13 protein-coding genes are annotated in these 15,009 nt (G+C 64.5%); 5 read left to right on the top strand and 8 right to left on the bottom strand.

Going from position 1 to position 15,009, the window contains the following annotated elements:
- Window positions 1-44: 44 nt before the first annotated feature.
- Window positions 45-386 (top strand): hypothetical protein, encoded by a 342-nt coding sequence (locus T31B1_RS06170; protein ID WP_353248564.1) that lies wholly within the window; start codon window positions 45-47, stop codon window positions 384-386.
- Between the two features lie 671 nt (window positions 387-1,057).
- On the opposite strand, the gene T31B1_RS06165 is transcribed toward T31B1_RS06170, so the two are convergent.
- Complete coding sequence (locus T31B1_RS06165) at window positions 1,058-1,582, bottom strand: lipocalin family protein (protein WP_353248563.1); 525 nt, start codon at window positions 1,580-1,582, stop codon at window positions 1,058-1,060.
- 331 nt (window positions 1,583-1,913) lie between these two features.
- On the opposite strand from T31B1_RS06165, the gene T31B1_RS06160 reads away from it, so the two are divergent.
- Window positions 1,914-2,108, top strand: coding sequence for a DUF2795 domain-containing protein (locus T31B1_RS06160; protein ID WP_353248562.1), 195 nt, complete (start codon window positions 1,914-1,916; stop codon window positions 2,106-2,108).
- 308 nt (window positions 2,109-2,416) lie between these two features.
- The gene (locus T31B1_RS06155) at window positions 2,417-3,232 is read left to right on the top strand and encodes a DUF1206 domain-containing protein (RefSeq protein ID WP_353248561.1); all 816 of its coding nucleotides are present in this window, start codon (window positions 2,417-2,419) and stop codon (window positions 3,230-3,232) included.
- Between the two features lie 36 nt (window positions 3,233-3,268).
- Here T31B1_RS06155 and T31B1_RS06150 read toward each other — a convergent pair whose 3' ends face one another.
- From T31B1_RS06150 to T31B1_RS06130, 5 genes are all read right to left on the bottom strand, one after another.
- Entirely contained in the window at window positions 3,269-3,964 is a 696-nt protein-coding gene (locus T31B1_RS06150) for an ABC transporter ATP-binding protein (protein ID WP_353248763.1), read from the bottom strand.
- Window positions 3,965-4,124: 160 nt separating this feature from the next.
- Window positions 4,125-4,871 (bottom strand): ABC transporter ATP-binding protein, encoded by a 747-nt coding sequence (locus T31B1_RS06145; RefSeq protein WP_353248560.1) that lies wholly within the window; start codon window positions 4,869-4,871, stop codon window positions 4,125-4,127.
- Window positions 4,868-6,148 (bottom strand): branched-chain amino acid ABC transporter permease, encoded by a 1,281-nt coding sequence (locus tag T31B1_RS06140; RefSeq protein WP_353248559.1) that lies wholly within the window; start codon window positions 6,146-6,148, stop codon window positions 4,868-4,870. Before T31B1_RS06140 ends, T31B1_RS06145 begins: the two co-directional genes overlap by 4 nt.
- Window positions 6,145-7,095, bottom strand: a complete 951-nt coding sequence (locus T31B1_RS06135; protein WP_353248558.1) for a branched-chain amino acid ABC transporter permease — start codon at window positions 7,093-7,095, stop codon at window positions 6,145-6,147. The genes T31B1_RS06140 and T31B1_RS06135 overlap by 4 nt, the downstream gene beginning before the upstream one ends.
- A 122-nt stretch (window positions 7,096-7,217) precedes the next feature.
- Window positions 7,218-8,486 carry a branched-chain amino acid ABC transporter substrate-binding protein gene (locus tag T31B1_RS06130; RefSeq protein WP_353248557.1) on the bottom strand — a complete coding sequence of 423 codons (1,269 nt, stop codon included), beginning with the start codon at window positions 8,484-8,486 and terminating at the stop codon, window positions 7,218-7,220.
- 475 nt (window positions 8,487-8,961) lie between these two features.
- On the opposite strand from T31B1_RS06130, the gene T31B1_RS06125 reads away from it, so the two are divergent.
- Together T31B1_RS06125 and T31B1_RS06120 are read left to right on the top strand one after the other, a co-directional pair.
- The gene (locus T31B1_RS06125; protein ID WP_353248556.1) at window positions 8,962-10,590 is read left to right on the top strand and encodes a carboxylesterase/lipase family protein; all 1,629 of its coding nucleotides are present in this window, start codon (window positions 8,962-8,964) and stop codon (window positions 10,588-10,590) included.
- 364 nt (window positions 10,591-10,954) lie between these two features.
- On the top strand, window positions 10,955-12,226 hold the full coding sequence (locus T31B1_RS06120; protein ID WP_353248555.1) for an O-acetylhomoserine aminocarboxypropyltransferase/cysteine synthase family protein: 1,272 nt from the start codon (window positions 10,955-10,957) through the stop codon (window positions 12,224-12,226).
- A 206-nt stretch (window positions 12,227-12,432) separates the two neighbouring features.
- Here the strand turns inward: T31B1_RS06120 and T31B1_RS06115 are convergent, their stop codons facing one another.
- Window positions 12,433-13,632 carry a M24 family metallopeptidase gene (locus T31B1_RS06115; RefSeq protein WP_353248554.1) on the bottom strand — a complete coding sequence of 400 codons (1,200 nt, stop codon included), beginning with the start codon at window positions 13,630-13,632 and terminating at the stop codon, window positions 12,433-12,435.
- A gap of 126 nt (window positions 13,633-13,758) precedes the next feature.
- Window positions 13,759-14,892 (bottom strand): glutathione S-transferase family protein, encoded by a 1,134-nt coding sequence (locus tag T31B1_RS06110; RefSeq protein ID WP_353248553.1) that lies wholly within the window; start codon window positions 14,890-14,892, stop codon window positions 13,759-13,761.
- Window positions 14,893-15,009: the final 117 nt, after the last annotated feature.

Genomic DNA, 15,009 nt, shown 5'->3' with positions numbered 1-15,009 from the left:
TCGCGGACTACACGGCGGACAGGCCCGTCAACCGGGGAGCCTTCATGCGCCGCACGCATTGCTGTCCGTCGCTGGTTCTGATCGCCGGCGGCGTAGCCGGGTGCGCCCACCGCCCGACCGAGCAGAGGGCCGACTACGTCTGTCGGCGTGATCGACATATCACGGTGACCTATCGCAGCGCCGACACGGCGATCGTTCAGAGAGGGCCACGCCAGCTGGGCATGCAGGCCGCAGACACGCCGATCGGCGCACGCCATGTGGGTCTCCGTTTGCAATCGCTGGGCACCAGGGGCAACGACGACCGCCTGGGTACGCTGGTCACTCGCGGCTACGACGGCAGCCCGGGCGATGTCGCCGAACGATGTCGCGAGACACAACGCAACTGAGTTGAGCGGCCGGCCTATGCCGGCGGACAAGCGATACGAGTCATATGGACGCACAGACGAAGGCGGGCTGCGGTCGCCGTACTAGCGGATAGACCGTCTCGAACCGACCAGGCCGGCCCTATGAAAGGCCTCGCCCGGGCCGCGGTAACGACCGATAGCCGCAGGGAATCCATCACGAGACGGTACAGCCCGGGCGAGAGATGTCAGTACACCTCAGACCCCGCGCTGTTGCCATCAGTAAAAAGGCCGATGTGACAAGTGCAGCCCGGGCCGGGCTTCTCCGTTGGATATGACAGGGGGAGCCAATCCGGAGAGGGGCACCCCAGCCCAGGGCAGCCGGCCTAGTAGACGCGTCGTACACAGATTACGACAATCAGTATTTCCCCCGACCCCGAAGCGGTGCCATGTCTGACCCCAGGTTCGCCCCGGACCGAGCCCGGGCGTGGTCGGCCGCATCGTCTAGCCGAACCTCCACCGGCGCCCACGTGCGCGTCGATCAACGCCCAACGCCAAATGGCCGAACCGGCCGGTGTGGGACGCCCGGCCAGGCTGAGCGCCATCCCGTCGCCACGCACGGCCGAATGCAGGCATCACCGAGGGCCTAGTCGTCGTGCGGCTCGGCCGGCGCCTCGGCCCGACGGGTTCAACACCGGGGCCGCCAGTCACCGGCGTCAATCCGCCCGGCGTGGCCCCAGCGGCTGCTGGGGCACCTGGCGCAGCTGCGACACGTCATAGCCGATCTGTCTCACCCGTTCGACCAGATCGTCGTAGACCTTGGCTTCGATCTGCGGCTCGCTGGCCATGATCCATACGAAATCGAGCCGCTCGCGGGCCACGATCGTCTGTCGGTAGTCGTCGGCAACATAGGCGATCACGAACTGCATCTTGATCGGCCGGACGAACTGCATGGCCCATACCGCGTTGCCCGTATCGGCGACCACAAACCCGGTCGGCCGCAGGGTTTTTCGGTCACCGTCGAAGCCGTTTTTACGGAAGGTGAACCGCACATCGACACGGTTATCGTCCCCCCGCCGATACCGCTCCACGGCATTGTGCGCGGTGCGCGTGATCGACGGCGGCTTGTGGGCAATGACATACCAGTCGCGCATGTAGCGATCGATATCGACATGCCTGGCGCGAGGAAAATCCCGGCGCGGTCTGATGCTGTCGACGCTCAGACCAAAGGATCGAGTCATGAAAGAGACCACGGCGGCTCCCGGTGCACGCATGGATCGCCTGTATCACGAATCGGCGTGAATGATTGTCGTGCTACTTTCATCGCGGCGGCGCCCCGTTGGCAATCAGTCATACTGCGCATGGGCGGTTTGACACGTCGCAAGCGCGCGCGAATCGCGCGCCTGTTCGTCCGGTCGAAACACGCACCGCCTATCGTCGCGGCTGACTGGTACCCGAATGGCCTGGCGCGGCGGACGACGGCGTGATCGTCAACGCGTGGGTGTTAGTGCGGACAGACAGCCGAGGCCGGTTCTGTTGCACTGGTCGGAGACAATCAAACGAGAGAACTGCATGACCCACGATCCGACACGCCTGGCTTCTTACCTGGAAGGCGCCTCATTCCCGGCCACGGGCGGCGAGCTGGCGGGCGTTGCGGCGAGCAACGGCGCACCCGAGGAAACCCTCGAAGCGCTGCGCGCCTTCGAAGGCGACCACTTCGACAACGCCAACGCAGTCATCGAAGCACTCGGCCAGCGTTCGTCTTAGGACCACGGCCGGCCCGAGCCAGGCATAGTCGGCGACTGTCGAATATGCCCTTTCGGAGTCTGGCCTCTAAACCTGTTGTTGCGGGGCTCTGGATTGGGCTGCAAGCCGGCGTTGGTGGTGGCAGGCCGTTTTCGTGTCAGCGATGCCTTTCCAAATCTCGCGAATGGCCACTTGGTTGCGCCGTGCGGGCGCGCCGCTGTTGGCATTGGCGTCATACGACGCAAACTCACGCGCCGTCGACCGCTTCTTTCAGCTGGGCACGACGCCTTCTCCGGGCCTGTATCTCGGCCTTTCCAAATGGATGATTCATGAGCACACACGCAACTCAGCGTGCGCCCAGCAAGGGCGTCGAATGGCTGGCCCGTTTCGGTTACGCCGCCAAGGGCGTCGTCTATGTCGTCATCGGCGTGCTCGCGGCGATGTCGGCCTTTCATATCGGTGGCCGAACCACAAGCACGCATGGCGCGATGAGCACCATCGGCAGTCAGCCCTTCGGCCAGATCCTGCTTATCGTCATGGCCGCGGGGCTGATCGGCTACGTAATATGGCGCTTCGTTCAGGCGATAAAGGATCCGGAACATCGCGGCCGCAGCCCGGGCGGGCTGCTCAAGCGCGTCGGCCTGCTCGGCAGCGGTGTAATCTATGCATCACTGGCGGTCTACACCATCCGCTTGCTGATCGGTAGCCACAGCAGCGGTGGAGGCAGTACCAAACAGAGCATGACCGCCCGGCTCATGTCGCACGAAGGCGGGGTCTGGCTGGTCGCGGCGATCGGCGCGCTCATCGTCGGCATCGCCATCATGCAGTTCGTGCGCGCCTACAAGCGCGGCTTCGAAAAACGCTGGTCCGTGGCCACGATGGGCCCGACGCAACGGCGCTGGGCAGGCCACATCGCACAATGGGGGCTGAGCGCTCGCGGTGTGGTATTTCTGATCATGGGCGCATTTCTGCTGCTGGGCGCCTGGCAAACCGACCCGGACGAAGCCACCGGCCTCGACGGCGCACTCAACGCACTGTCCGGCGAGAGCTACGGCCTCGTACTGCTCGGCGTGGTGGCTCTCGGTCTGATCTGTTACGGGCTGTATTGCTGGGTCAACGCGATCCATCGTCGGATCGATCCCTGACCCAAAGCCGTCATGTGCCGGCGTGTAGGTCGCTGATCAGACCTCGAGCCACTCGCGGCGCACACGTTCGTCCGCCTCGAGGCTGTCCGGTGTGCCTTCGAACACGATCCGCCCGTGGCCCATCACATACACGCGATGCGATACGCGCATGGCGATGCTCAGGCGTTGTTCGACCAGCAGCACCGACAGCCCCTTGTCCGCGATCGCCAGCAGGAAATCGCCCACCTGCGACACGATCTGCGGCGCGAGGCCCTCGGTGGGCTCATCGATCATGATCAGCTTCGGGTTGCCCATGAGCGTTCGGCACATGGTGAGCATCTGCTGCTCGCCACCGGACAAGCGATCGGCCTGCACGTCCGCGCGCTCCGACAGGCGTGGAAACAGCCGGTAGGCATCGTCGATGGTCCAGTCGGCCTTCGCGCCGACCTTCTGGACGCCCATCTCCAGATTTTCTCTGGTACTCAGCCCGCTGAAGATGAGCCGGTCCTCGGGTACGTAACCGATGCCCTTGCGCGCCACCTGGTGACTTTTCAGGCCGGCCAGCTGCTCGCCGTCGAACCGCACCGACCCGTGCGGTGCCACCAGCCCCATGATCGCCTTGCAGGTGGTCGAACGGCCCACGCCGTTGCGCCCGAGCAGGCTCACGATCTCACCACGGCCAACGTCGAAGTCCACCCCCTGCAGGACATGGCTCTTGCCGTAATAGGCATGCAGATCTCGTACTTCCAGCATCATGGCACCCTCTGATCTATTCGTCCGGCTCGTTCGAGCGCGGCTTGTTCTTGTATGCCGAACGGTCCGGCCCGGGCGGCGTATTCGGGCGCCCGACGTTGGTGGTCGATACGTCTCGCTTTCGCCGAACCACGACCTGGGCCCTGCAGGTCGGCCGCGGCTAGTGCGCCTCGCCCAGATAGGCTTCCTGGACCGCCTCGTTGCCTCGAATCGCCTCCGGTGTGTCGCTGGCGATGACCTGGCCATAGACCAGCACGCTGATCCGGTCGGCCAGTTCGAAGACCACGCCCATGTCGTGTTCAACGATGAGCAGGGTCTTGTCGCGGGTGACGTCCAGGATCATGGCGATGGTGTGGTCGCGCTCGGCCAGCCCCATGCCCGCGGTCGGCTCGTCGAGCAGTATCACATCGGCGCCGCCGGCGATCGTGGAGCCGATCTCGAGCGTGCGCTGCTCGGCATAGGTGAGCAACGAAGCCGGTACATCGCGCCGTGCGGTCAGGCCCAAGCGCTCCAGCCATTGCTCGGCGGCTTCGTTGAGCGCGGTCTGGCGGCCGACCAGATGCCAGAACGAGTACTTGTAGCCCTTGGCCCAGAGCAGCGAGCAGCGCAGATTCTCGAACACCGTCATGTTGTGAAACAGGTTGGTGATCTGAAAGCTGCGGCTCAGCCCGCGACGATTGATCTGGTGCGGCGCCAGCCCGCTGATCCGGCGCCCGTGGAGGTCGATATGGCCCTCGGTCGGGGTATAGCGGCCGCTGATCAGATTGAACAGCGTGGACTTGCCGGCCCCGTTGGGCCCGATGATGGCATGCCGTTCGCCTGCAGCGACGTTCAGATCCACCCCGCGGATGATCGGCGTCTGACCGAAGCGCTTGTGCACGCCCGCCAGCTTCAATGCATCGCTCATGGGCTGTCTCCGGTGGCACTCATGGTTCGGTTGACCTCGGCCCAGCGCGAGCGCACCAGGCGCCGCGCGCCGATCACGCCGGCCAGGCCGGCGGCGAACACGAGCACGGCCACGGCCCATGCGCCTACGTGGGTCGCGGTGACCTCCATATAGAACAGATCGATCGGGCGCGACGGGTCGTAGGCCAGCGACAGCTGGTAGCCCATCTCCACCACGGCCACCAGACCGGCGACGGCCAACAGGGCCGGCACGAGCGCCAAGGCATAGATCGGCAGCAGCCGATGCATCACGCCCGCACGCCAAGGCGCGAAGTGTGCCGTGATGATGCCGGCGATACCGCCGGGTGCGTACATCACCATGAATACGAACAGCAGGCCGAAATAGAGTATCCAGCCTTCGGAGAAGCCGCTCAGCGCGGTATGCATGTAGGTCACGAGCACCGCGCCCAGAATCGGGCCGAAGAACGCGCCGACGCCGCCGATGAAGGTCATCAGCAGCACCATGCCGGACTGCACCAGCCCAACGTTGGGCGCGGTCATGATCTCGAACATGATCGCGAACAGCCCGCCCGCGATGCCGGCAAAAAAACCCGACAGCGAGAACTGGATGAAACGCGCGATGGTCGTGTTGTAGCCCACGAACTGGGCCCGCTCGGGGTTGTCGCGCACGGCGTTGGAAATGCGCCCGAGCGGTGTCCTGGTCAGCAGATACATGAGCAGCGCAGCGACAACCGTCCATGCCCCGATCAGGTAGTAGACCTGGATCGACGGCCCGTAGCTGAACGGCAGCAGGGTCACGTCCAGCACGCGGTTGCCGGAGATGCCGCTTTCGCCGCCGAAGAAATCGGTGAACATGTTCGCGCTCGACTCGACCATCGAACCGATGCCCAGCGTGATCATGGCGAACGTCACCCCGGCCCGCCGGGTCGATATCGAGCCGAAGACGATGCCGAACATCAGCCCGCCCAGACCGCCGATCAGCGGCATCAGCTCGAGCGGAAAACTCCAGACGCCGTCGTTGACTCCCCGGATCGCATGCAGGGTGAAAAAGCCGCCGAGACCGAAGTAGACGGCATGCCCGAAAGAAAGCATGCCGGCTTCGCCGAGCAGCATGTTGTAGGACAGCGCGAAGATGATGAACACGCCCATCTGGCTCATCATCGAAATCGAACTGCTGGAGGTGAAGATATAGGGCAGCACAGCGATGATCAGGCCGAACAGCACCCACATCGCGACCGGCCATAACAATGTACGACGCGCGGATCGACTATCGCTCATGATTCGCGCGCTCCCATCAATCCACGCGGCCGGAAGATGAGGATCAGCACCATCATCAGATAAGGCAGCATCTGGCCGATTCGCGACAGGTTGATATGCGCAAGCCCGCTGCCGACGGTGTCGTTGCCAACGACCACACCGAGGCCGGCCAGCACGTCGGCGATGGAATAGTTGAGACTGATCGCGAACGTGGTTACCAGGCCGATGATCAACGACGACGCGAGTGCGCCGCCCAGCGAGCCCAGGCCGCCGAATACGACCACAACGAACACGATCGGGCCCATGGAAAAGGCCATGCCCGGCTCGGTGACGTAGTAGTTGCCGGCCATCACGCCGGCCAGGCCCGCAAGCCCGGTGCCGAAGGCGAACACCAGCGTGAAGATGCGCGGCACGTCGTGGCCGAGCGCGCCCACCATTTCCGGGTGCGACAACGCCGCACGGATGATCATGCCCACGCGCGTTCGCACCAGCAGCAGATAGATCGCCACGAACATGGCAACGGCCACGAACAGGATGAACCCGCGATAGGCCGGGAAACTGGTGTCGAACAGCGTGAACAGGGTGAAATCCAGCGAGGGGGGAATCTGGTAGTTCACCGGGATCTGGCCCCAGATCAGTACCACCAGTTCGTCGATCACATAGACGAGTCCGAAGGTCAGCAGCAGTTCGGCCACATGCCCGTGCTGGTGGACGTTGCGCAGACCGAAGCGCTCGGTCAGCGCGCCGAGAAACCCCACGAACAGCGGCGCGACAATCAGCGCCACCCAGAACCCGGCTACGGAACTGATGGAATAGGCGCAATAGGCGCCCAGCATATAGAAGCTGGCGTGGGCGAAATTGAGCACGCCCATCATTCCGAAGATCAGCGTCAGGCCGCTGGCCAGCATGAACAACAGCATGCCGTACAGCAGACCGTTGAGTATGGAAAACACAATCGATTCGAGCATCACCGAGCGACCCGCGATGGCTGAATGGGAAAGGCGTGCTTCATCGAAACGACCGACGCGCAGAGCGCGCGCCGGCCATTTGCGACGATCGAACCGGCGTCAGCCGCCGGTCGACGCGAGCTTCAGCTCGACGGCCGCTGCATCTTGCAGCTGCTGTCGACCGCCGTGTCCGCGGCGTCGATCTTGGCATCCATCTTCCAGCCGATGCCGGTGCCCTCGGAGTCGTACTTCGCGTAGTCGGCGGTGAACGTGGAGATGAACAGCGGCTGCAGCAGCTGGTGGTCCTGCTTGCGCATCGTGACCTCGCCGAACGGGGTGTCCATCGTCATGCCTTCCATGGCCTGCGCCACGGCCAGCGGATCGGTGGAACCCGCCTTTTCCATGGCTTTCTTCAGCATGTCCATTTCGGTCTTGATGCGCAGGTAGTAGAACTCGATGCCGTCGTAACGATCCTCGAACTCCTCGAGGATCTCGCGCAACTCGGGTGCGTCGTATTGCTCGACGAGATTCTCCTGCCACTCGGTGACCATCTTCACGTGTTCTGCGCCCGCCTTGCCGAGCGCGGTGGGCGTGCCCAGGCCACCGGCGTAGTAGGTATACCAGTCCACGTCGAGGCCGGCCTGCGAGCCGGCCTTGACCAGCAGCGACAGATCATTGCCCCAGTTACCGGAGATGACCGTGTCGGCGCCGGAGGATTTGATCTGGGACACGTAGGGCGAGAAATCCTTGACCTTGCCCACCGGGTGCAATACGTCGCCCACGATCTGGATATCCGGGCGTTTCTCCTTGAGCATTTGCTTGGCGATACGCGAAATCGCCTGGCCGTGGGAGTAATCCATGTTGATCAGGAAGACTTTCTTGATGTCTTGCTGCTTGGCCATGTAGTCGGTGATGGCCTGCAGCTTCATCGCGCTGTTCGCATCGAAACGGAAATGCCAGAACGAGCATTTGTCGCCGGTCAGCGCCGGGTCGACCGCGGCATAGTTCAGGTAGACGATACGATCGTCGGGGTTGCGACGGTTGTGTTTCTCCACCCCGTCGACGAGCGCACCGCCCACGTGCGAACCGTTACCCTGAGTGATGTAGTGCACGCCCTCGTCGGCCGCCTCACGCAGAATCTGCAGCGACTCCTGTGCACTCGACTTGTTGTCGTACCCGATGATCTCGACGTTCTGGCCGAGAATGCCGCCGTTGGCGTTGATGCGCTCGGCAAGATACTTGAAGTGTTTCAGCCCGGCATCGCCCACGTTCGCGAACGGGCCGGACAACGGGTCGATATAGCCGATCTTGATGGTGTCGTCGGCAGCCTGGCCGATCGCCGGCACGGCCAGCGCTGTCAGCAGGCCGAGCGCGGCCACGGCTCGCCGCACGAGCCTCGGGTAGTTATTCATCACGTCTCCTCCGATTTTTTATCGTGACGTACGCGCCACTTGTAATGGATGTCCTCGCAGCATCCTGACTGGACGCTAGCACCGTCCATCAAAGACCGCAAAGCCTTTGAACAAGGCGCTGCGCGCCTGCGTGATACAGCTATATCAATAGGTTCGGGCGGGCCAGAGGCTCGAACCCACGCCCTGTGCGAGCCACCGTCCCCGGCACGCCGCCGCGTGTGGCTCCGTGTCCGCAGCGCGTTGTACCCGGTCCTACAACCAACGTTTTAGACCGGCCCGGCGACAAGTCCATCCCGGCACGGCCGATCCGCGACAAAAGTTGGCCCGAAAGCGAAAGACAGCCCGAGGGCCAACTGGGCACATTGATCCTGGCGGCATCGATCGGCCGCTGCGAGACCACACAACAACGCCGGAACAGCGGGTGCAACGACATGGACGGGGTACTCGGTCCGCGCAATACCAAGGGGAGAATGGGATGACCACCACAATCAACCGACGAGGCTCGACCGGCGCGCTGCTGCTCGCAGGCGTGGCGCTATTGCTCAACGGCTGCAGCGACGACAATGATCACGACACCCGAGTCGATGACGGCGAGCCGGGCGGCGCCTCGCGCACCGCCGTGATTCAGACCGCGGACGGCCCCGTCCAGGGCAAGCTCAGCGACGATGTCAGCCAGTTTCTGGGTATCCCTTTCGCCGCACCGCCTGTCGGCGATCTGCGCTGGCAGCCGCCACAGGATCCGCCGCCGTGGCAGGACACGCGCGACACGACCGCCTATGGCGATATCTGCGCACAGACGGTCAACCTGGTCGACTTCGCCGTCGAAAGCCAGAGCGAGGACTGTCTTTATCTGAACGTGTTCGCCCCCGCCGATATCGACGCATCGGATGAGCGACCGGTGATGGTATGGATCTATGGCGGCGGCAATTCCGAAGGCGCCACGAACGACTACGACGGCAGCAAGCTGGTCAAGCAGGGCGACGTCATCGTGGTGACCATCGCCTATCGGCTGAACGTGTTTGGCTTCTTCGCCCATCCGGCGATCGACGCCGAGGCGCACGACATCGTCAACTACGGCCTCATGGACCAGCAGGCCGCGCTGCGCTGGGTTAAGAACAACATCGCGGCGTTCGGCGGCGATCCGGGCAACGTCACCATCTTTGGCGAATCCGCGGGCGGCCAGGACGTGCTCGCCAACATGGCCTCGCCGACCGCCGCCGGACTGTTCCACCGCGGCATCGTCGAGAGCGGCGCCTATTCCCTGGACCAGCCCGACCTGGCGACGTCCGAGGCCAACGGCCAGGCGTTCGCCGAGTCCGTCGGTTGCGATGATCAGACGGCAGAGTGTTTGCGCGCGCTTTCCGTCGAACAGATTCAGGAGCTGGGCAGCGGCAACCGTTACAGCAATTCGACGCTGACGGTCGACGGGACCATCCTGACCCAGACCGTCCGGGCCGCGCTCGGCTCGGGCGACTTCAACCAGGTGCCGGTGATCAACGGCGCCAACCGCGACGAGGGCCGTTTCTTCGTGGCCCAGACCGAGTTCGCAAGCGGCACGCCGCTTACAGCCGATGAATACAGCACACAGGTCGAAACCACGTACGGCGCCAACGCGCCTCAGGTGCTCGGCGAATATCCGCTCAGCGATTTCGATTCGCCCAGCGAGGCGCTTAGCGCAATCCAGGGCGATTCGCGCTTCATCTGCCCGATCGAGACCGTATCGACGCTGCTTACTGCGTACGTGCCGGTCTACGAATACGAGTTCGCGGACGAGAACGCGCCGTCCTACTCTCCGCCGACCTCGTATCCGCTCGGCGCCTACCATACGGGCGAGCTGCAGTACCTGTTCCCGCTATATCGCGGCGCCACCGGCCAGGCCAGACCGCTCGACGACGAACAGAGCCAGCTCTCCGATGCAATGGTCAGCTACTGGTCGACATTCGCCGACGCGGGTGACCCGAATTCCGCGGCCGCGCCGGCGTGGCCGGCCTACGACGTCAACGATCCGCGGATCCAGGTCCTCGTCCCGCCGCAACCGCAGACCGAGGATGCCGCGACATTCCGCGAGCGGCACAAGTGCGATTTCTGGGACGGCTTCATGTAACGCCATGAACCGGCCGAGCGCTGCTCGCCAGGGCCGCGCTCGGCCGGTCCATACTGCAATCGATCGCCGCACCGGCCGCTATACCGAGCCGGCGACCGGCCGGGACTGACGTATGCGTGCGCTGCGCCCGGGCTGGCGCAACCCACCGGGTGTAAGCCACCGCTTTTTCGCGTCATCATCCGAAAGAGCCCTGGGCCGCTCGGCCATACGCCGCGTGCGGTCGATTAATGGTGGATCGCGGTCGGCACGCCCGGCCCATTGCCCGCAGCCGGGGCCAATGGCCTAAACTCGGGTGGCCCGGCGACCTATCGACCGTCATGAATAGAGCCGGGCGCCGCGACTCCCAACGCTCAGGAAGCTCTGCATGAAACCCGAAACCATCGCACTGCACGGCGGCTACACGCCGGACGAACAGCACGCCGTGGCCGTACCGCTGCATCAGACCACTTCGTATGCGTTCGACGATGCCCAGCACGCCGCCGACCTGTTCGATCTGAAGGTCCCCGGCAATATCTACAGCCGCATCATGAACCCGACCTGCAGCGTGCTCGAACAGCGCGTCAACGCGCTGGAAGGCGGCGTCGGCGCGCTGGCCATGGCGTCGGGCATGGCCGCGATCACCGCCGCGATTCAGACGATCGCCGAGGCTGGTGACAATATCGTATCGATCAGCGAACTCTACGGCGGCACCTACAACCTGTTCGCGCATACGCTGCCGCGCCAGGGCATGGGCGTGCGTTTCGCCGACAAGGACGATCTGGACGCCATGGCGCAGCTTATCGACGAGCGCACCAAGGCAGTCTATTGCGAATCGATCGGCAACCCGTCCGGCAATATCGCGGACATCGCCCGGCTGGCCGAGATCGCCCATGCCCACGGCGTGCCCTTGATCGTGGACAACACGGTGCCCTCGCCCACGCTGCTGCGCCCAATCGAGCACGGCGCGGATATCGTGGTCCATTCGGCCACCAAGTACATCGGCGGTCATGGCACCACCATCGGTGGGCTGATCGTCGACGCCGGACGCTTTCCCTGGCTCGAGCACGCCGAGCGCTTCCCGCTGCTGACCACGCCCGATGCGTCCTACCACGGCATCAACTACGCCAAGGACGTGGGCGAGGCGGCGTTCATCACCCGCGCCCGGGTGGTGCCGCTGCGCAACATGGGCGGTGCGATGAGCCCCTTCAACGCCTGGATGTTCCTGCAGGGGCTCGAAACCCTGGCCCTGCGCATGGAGCGCGTCTGCGACAACACCCAGCGCATCGCCGAATACCTGGAGGCCCACCCGCGTGTGACCTGGGTCAACTACGCGGGGCTGGCCAGCCACCGCGACAACCATCTGGCACAGCGCTACATGGGCGGCCAGGCCTCCGGGATCCTGTCGTTCGGCATCGAAGGCGGGCTGGATGCCGGGGTGCGCTTCTACAACGCCCTCGAGCTGTTCATCCGACTGGTGAATATCGGCGATGCGAAAAGCTGTGCGGCCATGCCGGCGGCCACCACCCACAGCCAGCTCAACGAGGCCGAACTCGAAAGCGCCGGCGTCACCGCGGACATGGTGCGGCTGTCGGTCGGCATCGAACATATCGACGACCTGATCGCGGATCTGGACCAGGCGCTGGCCGCGGCCAGCTGAGGCGCAGCGGGCGGCCACGCGCCCGGGAGTCTGTTCGTGAGGCCCGTGCGGGCGATGGCACGGGCCCAAATGCCCTGCGAGTTGCAGCGTTTGGCGTATCGAGCCAGGCCTGTCGGTGCGTGTCGCGGGCAGCGGTCGAAAGCGCGTTGAACCCGTCGAACGCTATTGGACAGCGGCTCGGTACGCGCGGCGTCGAGCCGCTGCCATCACCCGATTTCGGCCAGCGTCAGATCGTTGCGGGTGATGGGCACCGCACCATGATCGGTAATCCGCACGGTTTCGCTGAAACCGACGCCGAACGCCGCGGGCTTGCGCAGGCAGATCGGCAGGTGGAAGACCATATCCGGTTCGAACAGCCGCTCGTTGCCGCGCGCGATGAACGCCGACCCCGCCACCCAGGAGGGTGGAAACTGGATTCCGACCGGATAGCCGTACACGCCGGAGAAGAAGGCATCGGCCGCGATCGGCGCCAGTGCCTGTTCGCCGGCGCGGGCCGCAGCATCGAACGTGGCACCGACACGCGCAGCATCCATGACCGCGGCCAGCACGGCCAGACAGACCTCGTGAAAACGACGGATCTCGGCGCTGGCCGTACCGACCACGGCCGTACGCATCAACGGCGCCGTGTAGCGACGTCGGACGGCGCCGAATTCGGTGAACACCACGTCGCCGCGGGCGATGCGATGACCGTCGTGGTTGGTATGAATAATGCCGCTGCGCCGACCGGTCGTCACGATCGGCTGCATGCTCATGAATTCCGAGCCTGCCGAGAGCATGGCCGCCGCGCCGGCGCTGGCGATTTCGTGATCGATCACGCCCGCATCGATCACCCGGGCCGCGGCATCAAGGCCGGTCGCGGTGATCGCCGCGCTCTCGTCCAGATAAGCCAGTTCCGGGGCCGATTTAACCAGCCGCACGTTCTCGACCAGATCACCGATATCGATGAATTCGTGCACGGGCCCGGCTTTCTGCAGAGCGGCCAGCAGCCCGGGGCGCAGCGAGCCGCTCCACAGCCCGGCCCCGACGCGACTGTCCGCATGGCCGCCCAGGCGTCGCATCTGTGCGCTGAGATTGCGTGCCATCGCCACCGGCGATTCCCATGCGTAGCCGACCACCTCGTCGACCCGGCTCAGATAGACCGCCGGGCCGATTTCGATCGCCGGCACGAACAGCACCGTGGCCGTGTCGGAAACCAGCAGCGCGCACTGCACCGAGACCTCGAATGTCCGATAGCCGGTGAGATAGCACAGATCGCCGGGCTCGGTGAGCACGAGCAGATCGAGGCGCGCACTCGCCATTGCCGCACGAACCCGGCTCAGACGCGCGTCGTATTCGCTCGTGTCGAATGCCAGCTCCGGCCGGTCGATCGCCTGTATCAACCGCGCCCGATAGTCTGCGTAATCCATAACCGCCTCGTCTGACCCCTGGCGGACAGCGTATCGATGCCGGCGCCGCAGCGCGAACGGTATCGAGCACGCCCAAGCGATCGGCGGCTGTAGACAACGCAAACAACCGCCGCTGCACCCACCGGCCTAGTCGAAGCGCCAGACCTCGATATTGTTTTCGCGGGCCACGCGGTAATCGCGGCCGAGCGGGACGGCGCGTTCCAGGCCGACACGAGCGAGGGCGTCCATGACGCGCCGGGCTTCGGCGCTGTCCAGCGATTGCACCGTATCGACCGCACGCTGGAGCACGTACAACAGATACGGCTCGGCGCCGACCTCGATCGGCACGCCGCGATAGTGCGTGTTCACCGCGCCGAGCTGACGCCGATGCGGCCGGTCGGCCACCGGTGCGCCGTCGTCCGGACGCTGCTCGGCGATCAAGGCGTCGAAGAAGGCCAACTTGTCGTCGAGCTCCGGAAACATGTCCTCGGCGATATACGCCAGGAACGGTTCCAGCGAAGGCGGAATCGCGTCGTCCGCGACGAAGGCCGGCTCGACGTCCGGATAGTCGACCGTATCCAGGCCCGGCGCCGTCATGCGCTCCACCCATCGAAAAACCCGTGGCGCCCGGGTCTTCATCAGGTTCGCCGGCACCGGATCGCGCCCGAGATGTGCAAACAGCGGTGCGATCAGCCCGTAGTCCGCGATCGACGGCCGCCCGCCCAGCAGATACGGCATGACCGCGAAGTGGGCATCGAGCGTATCCAGCAGGGTTTCGAACGAGCGCTCGATCAGGGCCACCGTTTCGTCGGTGACCCCGAGCATGGGCAGGTAGGAATTCATCCGCCCCATGACTTTTTCCGCGATGGCCTCGCCCGAGCCGCTGACGAAGGCGTGCCAGAGAAAATCACGCTGCTGCTCGAGATACGACCAGCGATAGTGCATGGCGTGCTTGCGCATCGCCTGACCGCCGAAATACTCGATGACGATCGCGAGCACGCGCTGCAACGGCGTTTCCGGATAGACCGGCCAGGCCGATCCGGCGCGTTCGAAATGATCGATGATATCGATCGTGTCCTGAATGATCTCGCCGTCCGGCGTTTCGATCACGGGGATGATCGCGCGGCCCAGCTTCGGCGCGATACGCGCCACGAAATCCGGGTGCGACGTCGGCCGCTCGACATAGGCAATGCCCTGATTGCGCAGATAACAGCGGGCCTTGCCCGTGTACAGCGAGTGGGGCGCCCCGTAGAGCAGCAGGGGGGTGACGGGATCGGACATCGGGCATCTCCTCGGGCGGTTATTCTGCCGCGCTACTGTGCCACAGCGAAACGTCGTTTCGTTTTTGAGGCGACTTGTACCCGACACGGCTGTGGATAACGCGTAAGGGAAGATACT

It is taken from the genome of Salinisphaera sp. T31B1 (genome assembly GCF_040361275.1).
Taxonomy (GTDB): Bacteria; Pseudomonadota; Gammaproteobacteria; order Nevskiales; family Salinisphaeraceae; genus Salinisphaera.
Note: the sequence above shows the minus strand (reverse complement) of the source record. Positions and strands in the feature narration are given on the sequence as shown.

Coding starts and splice junctions, on each gene's coding strand:
- T31B1_RS06125 (WP_353248556.1), top strand. CDS start 8,962: ATGACCACCACAATCAACCGACGAGGCTCGACCGGCGCGCTGCTGCTC.
- T31B1_RS06145 (WP_353248560.1), bottom strand. CDS start 4,871: ATGAGCGATGCATTGAAGCTGGCGGGCGTGCACAAGCGCTTCGGTCAG.
- T31B1_RS06165 (WP_353248563.1), bottom strand. CDS start 1,582: ATGACTCGATCCTTTGGTCTGAGCGTCGACAGCATCAGACCGCGCCGG.
- T31B1_RS06115 (WP_353248554.1), bottom strand. CDS start 13,632: ATGGATTACGCAGACTATCGGGCGCGGTTGATACAGGCGATCGACCGG.
- T31B1_RS06170 (WP_353248564.1), top strand. CDS start 45: ATGCGCCGCACGCATTGCTGTCCGTCGCTGGTTCTGATCGCCGGCGGC.
- T31B1_RS06130 (WP_353248557.1), bottom strand. CDS start 8,486: ATGAATAACTACCCGAGGCTCGTGCGGCGAGCCGTGGCCGCGCTCGGC.
- T31B1_RS06160 (WP_353248562.1), top strand. CDS start 1,914: ATGACCCACGATCCGACACGCCTGGCTTCTTACCTGGAAGGCGCCTCA.
- T31B1_RS06150 (WP_353248763.1), bottom strand. CDS start 3,964: ATGCTGGAAGTACGAGATCTGCATGCCTATTACGGCAAGAGCCATGTC.
- T31B1_RS06155 (WP_353248561.1), top strand. CDS start 2,417: ATGAGCACACACGCAACTCAGCGTGCGCCCAGCAAGGGCGTCGAATGG.
- T31B1_RS06120 (WP_353248555.1), top strand. CDS start 10,955: ATGAAACCCGAAACCATCGCACTGCACGGCGGCTACACGCCGGACGAA.
- T31B1_RS06135 (WP_353248558.1), bottom strand. CDS start 7,095: ATGCTCGAATCGATTGTGTTTTCCATACTCAACGGTCTGCTGTACGGC.
- T31B1_RS06110 (WP_353248553.1), bottom strand. CDS start 14,892: ATGTCCGATCCCGTCACCCCCCTGCTGCTCTACGGGGCGCCCCACTCG.
- T31B1_RS06140 (WP_353248559.1), bottom strand. CDS start 6,148: ATGAGCGATAGTCGATCCGCGCGTCGTACATTGTTATGGCCGGTCGCG.